Raw genomic sequence first — 12,973 nt, 5'->3', positions numbered from 1 at the left:
CCTGCCCTCACCACGGCTGTCGCCGGCGCGTCGGCGCCGGCGTCGATCCGGATCGAGGTGATGGTGCGGGGCTTGGCCCACGAGAAGAGCAGCGTCGGCGAGGGATCCTCCTCGGCCGAGACCCAGGACGTGGACGGCTCGCCGTCATAGGCGAACCGTGCCGCGACCTGCGGGTCGGCCCCGTACACCGACGTCGCGCCGACCTGGCGTCGAGCGACCGCGTCGAGGAGGTTCCCCGCCTCCCGGGTGCTGCGCGCCACCACCAGACCCGAGACGTCGAACCGACCGCTCGCCGCCGTCGTCACCGTGCGACGCATGCCGCCGGGCTCCTCCCCTGTCCGGATCCGGGCGACGTCGCAGTCGGGCACCCCCCACTGCACCGAGCAGGCGCGTCGACCCGGGTCGGTGCCCAGCACGATCGAGCCGCCAGGGTCGAGCTCGCCGGGAACCACCAGTGACCGCGGGAAGGACTCGCCGTCGACACTCACCTCCCGCAGACCGACGCGGCCGCGATCGCCGGCTGCTCCCACGCCCACCACCCGGATCTCGACGTGATCGACCACCGAACCGTCGAAGGTCACGGTGCTCATCGCACCCGAGGGGCTCGCCTGGATCCGCCGGACGACGTCGCCCGCGCTGATCTCGAGGCGACGGATCGGCAGTACCTGCGCGTCGTCCACGACGGGTGACACCTGGACGCGTCCCACCGGCCGCGGCTGCGCGAACTCCAGGCGGAGCCACTGCCGGCGAGGATCGCCGGCGAGTGAGGTGATCCACCGTGTCTGCGGGTCTCCGTCGACCGCGGCGCCGGGCGCGGCCTGCGGTGCCACGGGACCGAAGTTGTCGGCGAACCCCTGCGACGAACTCGCCGTCACCGACTCCAGGCCCTGGTAGCGCGCCACCACCTGCGCGGCGCCTGGAACCGTCGGGAAGTCGTGGACGGCGCGATCCAGCCGCCAGGGGTCGTGCGGCCCCATCACGGCCGAGAGCGCCTCGTCGCCGGTGCCGAAGGCCCGCTCGCGTCGCTGGTCACCATCGGTCACGACATCTGCGCGCTCGACCCAGCCCGGCTCCCCTTCGAGCACCGTGGCGACGTCGACGGCGATCTCGCCCGCGCGCTGCAGCGCGAGCACGCTCTCGGGCGCTCCTCGCACGGTCGTGACCTGAGACTCCGGCGTGGCGGCGATCCGGGCGGCGCCCGACGCGCCTGCGACCGACGCAGGTACGCCCAGGATCTCGACCTCGGGGCCGCCTTCGCGGTCCTCTCCGAAGGCGGCGACCTGCTCCAGCCCGCCCCGGGCGGCCGAGACGGCCGCACCACCCGGGTAGGGCGAGCCCGTGAGGGACCGGAGGAGGTCACGGCGGATCACGACGTGACCGACCCCGGCGCGGGCGAGCTGCTCGACGAGCGCAGGGGTCGCACGTCCGGTGACGATGACCTCGTTGAGGGCGTCGAGGTAGCGGATCGACTGCCCGGGGATGAGCGGTATCTGGCTCCGGGTGACCCGGTCCACCCCGCCCAGCACCAGCAACGGCTCGTCGAGGGTCCATCCCCACGTCTGCTGGGCGAAGCCCGCACCGGGGACGATCAAAGTCCGCTCCCCCGCTGCGGCGTGCTCCCGCAGGTAGGCGCGGGCCTCCTGCCACGGCTCGGAGATCTCCGACCAACCGGGCGTGCGGGTGTGGTTGGCCAGGTAGGGCTGCCCCAGGCTCAGCACGATCGCGCCGAGGACCAGCGGCACCCACGGCGTCCACGGACGCGTCCGGGCGCGGGAGGAGAGCCACTCCGCAGCGAGCACCACCGCCTGCCCGACGCCCAGGGCGAGCGGGAGTCGCACCGTCGGGTCGATCTTGTGGACGTTGCGGAAGATCTGCAGCGGGCCGTCGAGCAGGTGCACCATCAGATCGGCGATCGGGGTTCCTGCCGGTCCACCGTGGGCGACGGTGAGCGCAGCGAGTCCGATCAGCATGCCCAGGGCCAGGGGCCTGCGCAACGGCGTCCCGAGCCGGGTCAGGCCGACCAGTCCGATCGCGGTGACCGCGGCGGACACCACGATCAGCCACGGCGTCGCGACGAGCGCATGCGCCGCGGGCCACCAGGGCTGGTCGCCGGTGATCAGGTAGGCCACCCAGTGGGAGTCCCCGCGCGCGGCTTCGGACCACCCGATCAGGCCGGTGGTGTCGGCTGCGCTCTCGACGTACTCGTAGAACGGCGGCGCGTACCCCGCGAGCACGGCCAGCGGCAACATCCACCACAGGGCGGCAGCCAGCACGGCTGCGGTCCACTGGGCCAGGAACCGCCGCGGCAGGGCGCCACGCCACACGCCCCACCCCACCAGCGTGGCGATCAGCGGCAGCGAGCCGGCGTTCTCCACGGCGTTGACCCCGCCCATGCAGACGACGGCCGCTCCGCTGAGCAAAGCGGCCCTCCCGGTGCCCATCCGACCGGACAGGGCGAGCACCACCGGGAGGAGGGCCCATGGCATCACCGAACCCGGCAGCGTCTCGGCGGTGATCACGCTGACGGTGCCGAGCAGCCGCGGCGCGAACCCATAGGCCAGTCCCGCGACGAGGGCGGAGGACGGCGAGAGATCGATCGCTCGTGCCACCCGTCGAGCTCCCTCGATCGCCACGATCAGCACCAGGGCGCTCCACACCCGCTGGCCCACCCAGGCGGGGACACCGATGGCGTCCATCAGCAGGAACCAGGGGCCTTGCGGGAAGAGGTAGCCGTAGGCCTGGTTCTGGAACTCGCCGAAGTTCGACTCCGGATGCCACAGGGTGAAGGCCTCCTGCAGGAAGCTCCCCGGGCGTTGGGTGAGCTCGGCGCGGGTGTCGTAGGTCGTGCGGCCCGGCTGCTGGATGAGCGAGAACGCGACGATCAGCAGGTAGAGCCCGGCGATCGCTGCGCGCGCCGCGGACCGCTGGTCGCCGTCGTCGGGCTCCTGCGCGCTGGCGATCACCGACCTGCCCACGACTCGCCGCGCCACCGACGGGCGTGGCTCGGCGGCTCGCTGACGGGGTCTCGGGGTCGGCATGGCTCGATCACTGTAGGAGGTTCGGCGCGGCGAGCCGCCACGCAAGGAGTACCGGCGCTGCTGTGGAACACTCCCTGCGTGTCCGAGCCCGTCCCGACCCCCCAGGTCGCCGAGGCCGACCGTCCCGGCTCCGGCGGGAGCGCGGTCGCCGTGGCCATCGCGGTCATGAACATCGCTACCTACGGGTTCACGATCATCGCCGCGCGCGGACTCGGCCCCCAGCAGTACGGCGCCTTCGCCGCGGTGATGAACCTCCTGCTCGTCGTCAGCGTGCTCTCGCTCGCCCTGCAGGCCACTGCCGCACGACGCATCTCCTCCACGCCCGACGACGTGGCGATCATCGAGACCGGGGTGCTCCGGGTGGCGTGGCGCGCCGCGCTCTCGTTGGGCCTGCTGCTCATCGTCGCGGCGCCGCTCGTCAACCATGTCCTGCGCCTGGAGTCGTTGGCGACGGCGGTGCTGGTCGGCCTCATCGCCGTGCCGTCGACGCTGATGGGCGGGCAGGCCGGGGTGCTGCAGGGTGAGCGGCGATGGCGCTCGCTGGCCATCCTCTACGTCGCCGCCGGCGTGCCGCGACTGGTGATCGGTGCCGCGCTGATCCTCTGGCGCCCCGAGGAGTTCACCGCCACGCTCGGCGTCCTGCTCGGCGCCCTGGTCCCCGTCGTCGTGGGCGCCATCGCGCTGCGCGACAGGGTCCACGTGTCGCATCGCGGCTCGGACGCCGAGGCGATCGACCACGGAGCGCGAGCACTCGTGCGGGAGTCGGTGCGCAACTCCCACGCCCTCCTCGGCTACTTCGCGGTCTGCAACGTGGACGTGATCATGGCGCGGACCGTGCTCGACAACCACGACTCCGGCCTCTACGCGGCGGGCCTGATTCTCGCCAAGGCCGTGCTGTTCCTGCCGCAGTTCGTGGTGGTGCTGGCCTTCCCCGAGTTCGCCGACGACCGCGCCCGACGGCGGGCGCTACGGCTCAGCCTGGGCCTGGTGGGCGTACTCGGCGTGTTCGGGATCGCGGCGTCGGTGCTGCTCTCCGACATCGCCCTCGTCTTCGTCGGAGGCGCGGAGTACCGCGGCGTGCAGGACCACCTGTGGCAGTTCGCGCTCCTCGGCACGCTGCTCTCCATGATCCAGCTACTCGTCTACGCGCTCCTCGCACGCGCCGGGACGGGCTCGGTGCGCGTGCTGTGGGTGCTCTGGGTCGCACTCGGCGCCGTCATCGCGGGCTCGTTCGCCACCGACTCGGTCACCTCGCTGCTCACCGTCGTCACCGTGATCGACGTCGTGCTGCTCGCGGTCCTGCTGCGCCCAGCGCTGCGGCGCTGACGCGCGGGCGGCGTGGGTCGTCCTGCCGCCCGGCGCCGTCACATCGCGACGCGTCGATCAGTGCGCGGCGTCGTGCCAGGAGCGCCCGGTGCCCACGCTGACGTCGAGCGGCACGAGCAGATCGGCGGCGGCGCCCATGTGCTCGCGCACCAACGCATCGACGGCCTCGCGCTCGCCGGCAGCGATCTCGAACACCAGCTCGTCGTGCACCTGCAGGAGCATCCGTGAGGCGAGACCGTCGGCGTCCAGGGCTTCCTGGGTGCGCAGCATCGCGACCTTGATGATGTCGGCCGCCGAGCCCTGGATCGGTGCGTTGAGTGCCATCCGCTCGGCCATCTCGCGACGCTGCCGGTTGTCGCTGGTCAGGTCGGGGAGGTAGCGACGTCGACCCATGATCGTCTCGGTGAAGCCCGTGCGTCGTGCCTCCTCGACCACGCCGGCGAGGTAGTCGCGGATGCCGCCGAAGGTCTCGAAGTACTCATCCATCAGGCCGCGCGCCTCGGCCGTGTCGATCTTCAACTGCTGGCTCAGCCCGAACGCGGACAGGCCGTAGGCCAAGCCGTAGTTCATCGCCTTGATCTTCGCGCGCTGCTCGACACTCACCGAGTCCGCAGCGACGTCGAACACCCGCGAGGCCGTGATCGAGTGGAAGTCCTGACCCGATCGGAACGCCTCGATCAGCACCTCGTCGTGGGAGAGGTGAGCCATGATCCGCATCTCGATCTGGCTGTAGTCGGCTGTCATCAGGCACTCGGCCTCGGGGCCGACGACGAACCCCTCGCGGATCCGGCGACCCTCTTCGGTCCGGATCGGGATGTTCTGCAGGTTCGGCTCGGTGCTGGACAGCCGACCGGTGGCCGCGATGGTCTGGTTGAAGGTGGTGTGGATCCGCCCGTCGGGCGCGACGGTCTTGAGCAGGCCCTCGATCGTCTGCCGCAGCCGGGTGACGTCACGGTGGCGTAGGAGGTGGGCCAGGAACGGGTGCTCGGTCTTCTCATACAGCGAGGCCAGCGCGTCGGCATCGGTCGTGTAGCCGGTCTTGGTGCGCTTGGTCTTCGGCATGCCGAGCTCGTCGAAGAGCACCACCTGCAGCTGCTTGGGCGAGCCGAGGTTGATCTCCTTGCCGATCACCGCGTACGCCGCCTCGGCCGCGTCGCGAACGGCGGTCGCGAACTGCGCCTCGAGCTCGTCGAGGTACGCCACGTCGACGGCGATGCCCGTCCGCTCCATGCGTGCCAGCAGCCCGACCAGCGGCAGTTCCACCTCGGCCAGCAGCTCGGTGCCGCCGTGCTCGGCGACCGCCTCGTCGAGGGCCTCGGCGAGGTCGAGGACGGCGCGCGCCTGCAGCATCGCCGTGCTCGCGGCTTGGGCTCCGACGCCGTCGGCACCGCCGTCGAGCTCGTCGAAGAGAGAGTCCTGCTCCGGTTCCTCCACCTGTCGCAGCTCGCGCTTGAGGTAGCGCAGCGTCAGGTCGGCGAGGTCGTAGCTGCGCTGGTCGGGCCGCACCAGGTAGGCGGCCAACTGGGTGTCGGTCTCGACGCCGGCCAGCGTCCACCCGTGTGCCACGAGCGCCAACGCCGGACCCTTGGCGTCGTGCAGAGCCTTCGGGCGCGCCGGATCGGCGAGCCAGCCGGCGAGGGCAGCGTCGTCGTCGGGGGTGAGATCGGCCGTGTCGAGGTAGGCAGCGGCTCCCGCGGCGGTGGCGATGGCCAGGCCGTCGACCCGGCCGGTGCCGGCGCCCCAGGCACCGCGGACGTGGACGCCGACGCGCGACTCGTCCAGAGTCGCGAGCCAGCCGGCGACCTGGCCCGAGGCGAGACGGTCGCCGTCGAGCTCGAAGCCCGTGCCGTCGACCTCCTCCTCGGAGGTGAGCTCCTCGAAGAGTCGATCGCGCAGCACGCGGAACTCCAGACCGTCGAAGAGGGTGTGGACCTCCTGACGATCCCACGGCTGGCGGAGCAGGTCGCGCGGCGTCAGTTCGAGGTCGAGGTCGCGCACGAGCGCGTTGAGCCGGCGGTTGCGCAGCACGTCGCCGAGGTGCTCGCGCAGCGCCTCGCCCTTCTTGCCGGTGATCTCGTCGACCCGCGCGATCAGGTTGTCGAGCCCGTCGTACTGGGTGAGCCACTTCGCCGCGTAGCCCTGCCCGACGCCGGGCACTCCCGGCAGGTTGTCGGAGGTCTCCCCGACGAGCGCGGCCAACTCGGGGTAGCGCTGCGGGCCGACCCCGTACTTGGCCTCGACCGCCTCGGGCGTCATCCGGGCCAGCTCCGAGACGCCCCGCGAGGGGTAGAGCACGGTCGAGGCGTCGGTGACCAGCTGGAGGGCGTCGCGATCCCCGGTGAGGATGAGGACGTCCATCTCCTCGGCCAGCGCCTGGGTGACCAGGGTGGCGATGATGTCGTCGGCCTCGTACCCGGGCTTCTTGAGGAAGGGGATGCGCAGGGCCTGCAGCACCTCCTCGATCAGCGGCAGCTGGCTGCTGAACTCGCCCGGGGTCTTGTTGCGCTTGGCCTTGTACTCGGCGTACTCCTCCATCCGGAAGGTCTGACGGGAGACGTCGAACGCGACGGCGAGGTGGGTCGGCTGCTCATCGCGCAGCACGTTGATCAGCATCGAGGTGAAGCCGTAGACGGCGTTGGTGTGCTGCCCGGTGGTGGTGGAGAAGTTCTCGACCGGCAGCGCGAAGAAGGCCCGGTAGGCCAGCGAGTGCCCGTCGAGCAGCAGCAGGCGCGGGCGGGCGGAGCGGGCGTCGTCCTCGGTCACGGTTCGACACTATCGGCGCGCGCCGACACCGCCCGCCCGGCGTCACCACCGGTGGGAGATGATGCGGCCATGAGTGAGATCTCGCGAGACATCACCGACAACCTGCCCGTCGGCACTCTGGGCGAGAAGATGGGGATCCGCATCACCGAGGTCTCCGACGACCGGATCGTCGCCACGATGCCGGTCGACGGCAACCAGCAGCCCTACGGCCTGCTGCACGGGGGTGCGTCGGTGGTGCTCGCCGAGACCCTCGGATCGATCGGCTCCGCCAAGCACGCGATGGCGCTCGGCAAGCTCGCCGTCGGCGTGGACATCAACGCCACGCACCACCGCTCCGCCACCTCCGGCGTCGTGACCGGCGTGGCGAGGCCGGTGCACCTGGGACGCTCGACAGCGTCCTTCGACGTCGTGATCAGCGACGAGAACGGCAAGCGGGTCTGCACCTCGCGCATCACCTGCGCACTGATCGAGGCCCAGCAGCTCGGTCGCTGAGGTCCTCAGACGCTGGTCATCCTGCGACGTCGTCCTGCGCGGCGTCGCGGTGGCGGCGCATCGTGCGGCGCATCGCCACCACCCTCGTCCGGTTGCGACCAGCCGGGCTGCTGGGCCTCTGCGCCTCCAGACGCGCACGCACCGCGACGGTCGGCGCCGTCCGCAGCATGGCGAGCGGCGCCAGGGCGAGTCGTGCCATGAAGCGGTTGGCATCACGCGAGCCGTTGGCGACCCCGATCGAGATCGTCGCGATGCCGGCCTCCTCGGCGAAGGCGACCCCGCTCTCCATCAGCAGCCGGCCGACGCCGTGGCGGCGGAACTCGGGAAGGACGTGCGGGGAGTGGACGTGCACCGCCGGTTCGAGGTTGATGGCGCTCACCGTGGTGACCTCCAGCATGACCGCTCCAGCGCGGCGACCTTCGTACTCGGCGATCAGGAGCCGGCGCTCGGGTGAGTTCTGCGCGGCCTTGACCAACGACTCCGCGTCCGCGACCTGCTCGTGCACGTCGGCCCTGCGCAGCGCGTCGGCCCACAGGCCCGCCAGGAAGCCGGCGTCGGCCAAGGTCGCGGCGCGCAGCGTCGAGGACCGATACGTCACCGTCCCACCGCCTCGTCGCTGGTTCGCCACACCGCACGGTCCCGGGCCGGGACCAGACCCGGCGTCCAGGACGCAGAGCAGCGTACGCCCGCGCGCGTGCGGTGTCTGCGAGACGGCCGATTTGCGGCGCGCAGCCGGCGTCGGGTGCGCGCCGCGTGCGCACCGCGAGGCACATCAGAGATAACGAATCGGCCACAAACGACGCAGCCTCGGCAACCCACCCCCAGCCGCTCCGCATCGGTACTACCTTTCCCCCACACCCGCGACGCCCGCCCTGGGCGTTGCGATGAACCCGCGGAGGATGGATGAACCGCAGAACCACACGTAACCGCCTCGCCGTCGTGGCCGTCGCCGGCATGCTGGCGCTCTCTGCCTGCGGCAGCGACGACGGTGACGGCGACGACGAGCCCACCGGCAACGAGAGCTCGTCGTCCGCCGGCGCCAAGGGCGACGGCACCCTGACGTTCGGCTCCCTGCTCCCCGAGACCGGCAGCCTGGCCTTCCTCGGCCCGCCGGAGTTCGCGGGCGTCGACCTCGCCGTCCAGGAGATCAACGAGGCCGGCGGTGTGCTCGGCAAGGACGTCGTCCACGTGCGTGGCGACTCCGGCGACACCGACTCCGGCATCGCCCCGGCTGAGACCGACGAGCTGCTCGCGCAGGGCTCCGACGTCATCATCGGCGCCGCGTCCTCGGGCGTCTCGCTGACCGTGATCGACCAGATCATGGACGCCGGTGCGGTCATGTTCTCCCCCGCGAACACCTCCACGGCGTTCGACGAGGGCGACTACGCCGAGCCGGACAACTACTTCCGCACCGCGCCGTCGGACATCCTCCAGGGTGCCGTGATGGCCAACCTGCTGATCCAGGACGGTCGTAGCAACGTCACGATCATGGCTCGCCAGGACGCCTACGGTGAGACGCTGGCCAAGGAGATCGAGAAGAACCTCGTCGCCGCCGGCTCCAACGTCACCACGACCGTCTACTACGGCGAGAACGCGCAGAGCTTCGACGCCCAGGTCAGCGAGGTCGCCGCAGCCGGCGGCGACGCTCTGGTCCTGGTGGCCTTCGAGGAGACCGTCACGATCATCCCGCAGCTCATCACCGCGGGTGCCGGTCCGGCCGACGTGCCGACCTACTTCGTCGACGGCAACACCGCCGACTACAGCAACGACTCCTCGACCCCCCTGCCCCCGGGCAGCCTGACCGGCGTCAAGGGCACCATCCCCGGCGCCGACTCCGGTGGGGAGTTCCAGGACCGCCTGATGGCGATCGACCCGAACCTGACCTCGTTCGCCTACGCGGCGGAGTCCTACGACGCGGTGATCACCTCGGCCCTGGCCGCGATCGCTGCCGGTGACGACAGCGGCGACGCCATCGCCGCCGCGCTGCCGGGCGTCACCGAGGGTGGCACGAAGTGCACCTCGTTCGCCGAGTGCGCCGACCTGCTCGCCGACGGCGAGGACATCGACTACGACGGCGCCTCCGGCCCGATCGAGCTCGGTGAGACGGGTAGCCCGACGGCTGCCTCGATCGGCATCTACGAGTACGACAACAAGAACAAGAACGCGCCGATCGACTACATCGAGGGCGAGATCTGATCCACCCGCTCCCCTCAGGGGAACGGAGAAGGGCCCGAGACCTTGCGGTCTCGGGCCCTTCTGCCGTGCTGGAGCCGGATGGCCCGGCGCACGATGCATGGCCTACTTGTCAGCGGCGCCCAGCGTGCCGAGATAGAGCTCGATGACCTTCGGGTCCTTGCCCAGCGCCTCACCTGTGCCGGTGTAGGCGTTGCGGCCGTGGTCGAGGACGTAGCCGCGGTCGCAGATCTGCAGGCATCGACGCGCGTTCTGCTCGACCATGATCACCGAGACGCCCGCACGGTTGATGTTGCGGGTCTGCACGAAGACCTCGTCCTGGAGCACCGGCGAGAGTCCGGCGGAGGGCTCGTCGAGGAGCAGCACCGACGGCGCCATCATCAGTGCCCGGCCCATCGCGACCATCTGTCGCTCCCCGCCGGAGAGCTGGCCGGCGCGCTGCTTGCGACGCTCCCCGAGCCTCGGGAAGATGTCGGCGACGAAGTCGAACCGCTCCTTGAACGCCTTCGGCGCCTGGAAGCAGCCCATCTCCATGTTCTCTTCGATGGTCAGGCTCGGGAACACGTTGTTGGTCTGCGGAACGAAGCCGATACCCGCCGTCACCAGCTGGTCGGCGCGCTTGTTGGTGATGTCACGTCCCTCGAGGGTGACGCTTCCCGAGCGGACGTTGACCAGACCGAAGAGGGCCTTGAGCAGCGTCGACTTGCCGGCACCGTTCGGGCCGATGATGCCGACCAGCTCGCCCTTGTTGCAGTAGAGGTCGGCGCCGTTGAGGATGTCGACACCGGGCAGGTAGCCGCCGATCAGATCGTCGGCACGCAGGATGGCGTCGCTCGCCGCAGCGAGGTGGACCTCGCGCTCGGGCGTCATGGTCGTCATGCGTCCTCCTCGGTGGCTCCCAGCTCGGCGACGGCCTCCGCCTCGAGAGCGGACTCGTCGAGATCACGCAGGTCGGTGTCGTGGTGGGCGCCGAGGTAGGCGTCGATGACGGCCGGATCGGCCATGACCGACTCCGGCGTGCCCTCGGCCACGATCTTCCCCTGCGCCATCACGATGACCCAGTCGGAGATGTCGCGCACCATGTCCATGTCGTGCTCGACGAAGAGCACCGTGCGGCCCTCGTCGCGCAGCGACTTCACGTGGCCCAGCAGTGACTGTTTCAGCGCGGGGTTCACCCCGGCCATCGGCTCGTCGAGCATGATCAGCTCGGGGTCGACCATGAGCGCCCGCGCCATCTCCAGCAGCTTGCGCTGGCCGCCGGAGAGCGATCCGGCGAAGTCCTCCCGCTTGGCGTCGAGTTTGAAGCGCGTGAGCAGATCGTCGGCGCGGACGGTGTTCGCGGCCTCCTGCTTGCGCCACCGAGCGGGGAATGCGGCCTGCCAGAACTTCTCACCGTTCTGACCCGTGGCACCGAGACGCATGTTCTCGATGACGGTCAGCTTGGCCAGGACCTTGGTGAGCTGGAACGTGCGGACCATGCCGAGTCGGGCGACCTTGAAGGGCGCGACCCGGGCCAGCGAATTCCCGTTGAAGCTCCAGTCGCCGCTGTCGGGAACGTCGAACCCGGTCAGCAGGTTGAACAGCGTGGTCTTGCCCGCGCCGTTGGGACCGATCAACGCGGTGATGACGCCCCGCTGGATCTCGATGTGGTCCACGTCGACGGCCTTGAGGCCGCCGAACTGCCGGGTGATGCGGTCACCGACGACGATCGCGTCGGGCTTCTTCGCACCCGGCTCGCGCGGGATCGCGCTCAGGTCGGGCCGGGCGGTGGGTGCAGCGACGTCAGCGTCCATCGATCGCGATCTCCCTTCGGTCGCCGAAGATCCCCTGTGGTCGGAAGATCATCAGCAGCATGAGGCCGAGCCCGACGGCGATGAAGCGCACCAGGCTGGACTGGGTGTTGTCCATCAACCACGACGGCACCAGCGGGTCCGAGCCCGAGGTCGCCTGCCCGAAGAAGGCGCCCAGTCCGGAGATCAGGAACCACAGGATCATGGCTCCGATTACCGGACCGCCCACGCGGGCCGCGCCACCGATGAGCAGGGCGGTGAAGGCGAGGAAGGTCATGTTCGTGGAGTAGTCGCTCGGCACGACCGAGGCCTGCTTGAGAGCGAGGAACAGACCGGCGAGACCACCGAACAGACCGCCGAGGATCAGGGCCTGCATCTTGTAGGCGAAGACGTTCTTGCCCAGCGAGCGGACGGCGTCCTCGTCCTCGCGGATCGATCGCAGTACGCGTCCCCACGGGCTGCGCATCATCGCCCAGACGATCAGGCAGCAGATGGCCACGAGGGTCCATCCCACGAGCATCGACCAGAGGTCGCGCTTGCTGAAGTCGACGATGCCGAGGTCGAGGCGCTCGAAGCCCAACGCGCCGGAGGTGAAGATGTCCCAGTTCCGGAAGATGTTCGCGTCTTGGAAGGTGCCGGCGTAGCCCGTCAGGCCGTTGGAGCCGCCGAACACCGACTTGGTCTCCACCGCGCCGAAGACCAGGCGCAGGATCTCCGCCGTCGCGATGGTCGCGATGGCGAGGTAGTCCGCTCTCAGCCGCAGGGTCGGGATGCCCAGCATCAGCGCCAGCACGACCGGTGCACCCAGGGCGACGACGATGCCCAGCCAGAAGGGGAGGTCCCAGGTGACGACGCTGACGGCGAGGCCGTACGCGCCGACGGCCATGAAGCCGGCCTGACCGAAGTTGAGCAGACCGGTGTAGCCGAAGTGCACGTTGAGCCCGATCGCGGCCAGGGCGTAGACGATCGCGTTGGGTCCGAACGCCTGGTTCAGCGCCGTGCGCAGCACTCCGCTGAGCTCGACGCCACCGATCCCGGCGGTGAAGCCGATCACGACCCAGGCCAGGAGGTAGAGGGTTCCGATGATGCCGAGGATCTGCGCCGCCTGCGCCATCCCGCGACCGGTCAGGCGCCCCGGGGCGGCGTCGATCTCACGTAGTGCCTGGCGCGCCTTGACGTAGGCGAACGGCGAGGTGATGCCGACCGCGAGCGTGAGCCCGGCGATCGCCAGCACCATCGCGGTGATGGCGCCCTTGCTCGTGCGCGCCACCTGCTGCGGTGCGACGGCAGGCCCCGGAGCCGGCGTCGGCTCGGACGTCGTGGTGCTCATGCGTCGCTCCGTTCGATGCGGGCGGTGATGAAGTCGTCCAC

At 70.4% G+C, this 12,973-nt stretch carries 9 protein-coding genes; 3 read left to right on the top strand and 6 right to left on the bottom strand.

The features are described from left to right. Window positions 1–3,038 (bottom strand): alpha-(1->3)-arabinofuranosyltransferase family protein (locus tag KSO97_RS00745; RefSeq protein WP_232675873.1); only part of this gene is annotated, 3,038 nt, incomplete at its 3' end. A gap of 78 nt (window positions 3,039–3,116) precedes the next feature. On the opposite strand from KSO97_RS00745, the gene KSO97_RS00740 reads away from it, so the two are divergent. Next, complete coding sequence (locus KSO97_RS00740) at window positions 3,117–4,364, top strand: lipopolysaccharide biosynthesis protein (RefSeq protein ID WP_232675872.1); 1,248 nt, start codon at window positions 3,117–3,119, stop codon at window positions 4,362–4,364. A 57-nt stretch (window positions 4,365–4,421) separates the two neighbouring features. Here the strand turns inward: KSO97_RS00740 and polA are convergent, their stop codons facing one another. Then, window positions 4,422–7,127 carry a DNA polymerase I gene (gene polA, locus KSO97_RS00735; protein WP_232675871.1) on the bottom strand — a complete coding sequence of 902 codons (2,706 nt, stop codon included), beginning with the start codon at window positions 7,125–7,127 and terminating at the stop codon, window positions 4,422–4,424. Window positions 7,128–7,196: 69 nt separating this feature from the next. On the opposite strand from polA, the gene KSO97_RS00730 reads away from it, so the two are divergent. After that, window positions 7,197–7,619, top strand: a complete 423-nt coding sequence (locus KSO97_RS00730; protein ID WP_232675870.1) for a hotdog fold thioesterase — start codon at window positions 7,197–7,199, stop codon at window positions 7,617–7,619. Between the two features lie 16 nt (window positions 7,620–7,635). Here the strand turns inward: KSO97_RS00730 and KSO97_RS00725 are convergent, their stop codons facing one another. Next, entirely contained in the window at window positions 7,636–8,217 is a 582-nt protein-coding gene (locus KSO97_RS00725; RefSeq protein WP_232675869.1) for a GNAT family N-acetyltransferase, read from the bottom strand. A 305-nt stretch (window positions 8,218–8,522) separates the two neighbouring features. On the opposite strand from KSO97_RS00725, the gene KSO97_RS00720 reads away from it, so the two are divergent. Beyond that, entirely contained in the window at window positions 8,523–9,815 is a 1,293-nt protein-coding gene (locus KSO97_RS00720; protein WP_232675868.1) for an ABC transporter substrate-binding protein, read from the top strand. A gap of 102 nt (window positions 9,816–9,917) precedes the next feature. On the opposite strand, the gene KSO97_RS00715 is transcribed toward KSO97_RS00720, so the two are convergent. From KSO97_RS00715 to KSO97_RS00705, 3 genes are read right to left on the bottom strand one after another with little or no spacing between them, the layout of a single operon-like run. Next, the gene (locus KSO97_RS00715) at window positions 9,918–10,691 is read right to left on the bottom strand and encodes an ABC transporter ATP-binding protein (RefSeq protein ID WP_232675867.1); all 774 of its coding nucleotides are present in this window, start codon (window positions 10,689–10,691) and stop codon (window positions 9,918–9,920) included. After that, the gene (locus tag KSO97_RS00710; protein WP_232675866.1) at window positions 10,688–11,605 is read right to left on the bottom strand and encodes an ABC transporter ATP-binding protein; all 918 of its coding nucleotides are present in this window, start codon (window positions 11,603–11,605) and stop codon (window positions 10,688–10,690) included. Before KSO97_RS00710 ends, KSO97_RS00715 begins: the two co-directional genes overlap by 4 nt. Beyond that, window positions 11,595–12,932, bottom strand: a complete 1,338-nt coding sequence (locus tag KSO97_RS00705) for a branched-chain amino acid ABC transporter permease (RefSeq protein WP_232675865.1) — start codon at window positions 12,930–12,932, stop codon at window positions 11,595–11,597. Before KSO97_RS00705 ends, KSO97_RS00710 begins: the two co-directional genes overlap by 11 nt. Window positions 12,933–12,973 lie beyond the last annotated feature (41 nt).

This window comes from Nocardioides sp. R-C-SC26, assembly GCF_021246465.1.
In the GTDB taxonomy this organism is placed as follows: Bacteria; Actinomycetota; Actinomycetes; order Propionibacteriales; family Nocardioidaceae; genus Nocardioides.
Note: the sequence above shows the minus strand (reverse complement) of the source record. Positions and strands in the feature narration are given on the sequence as shown.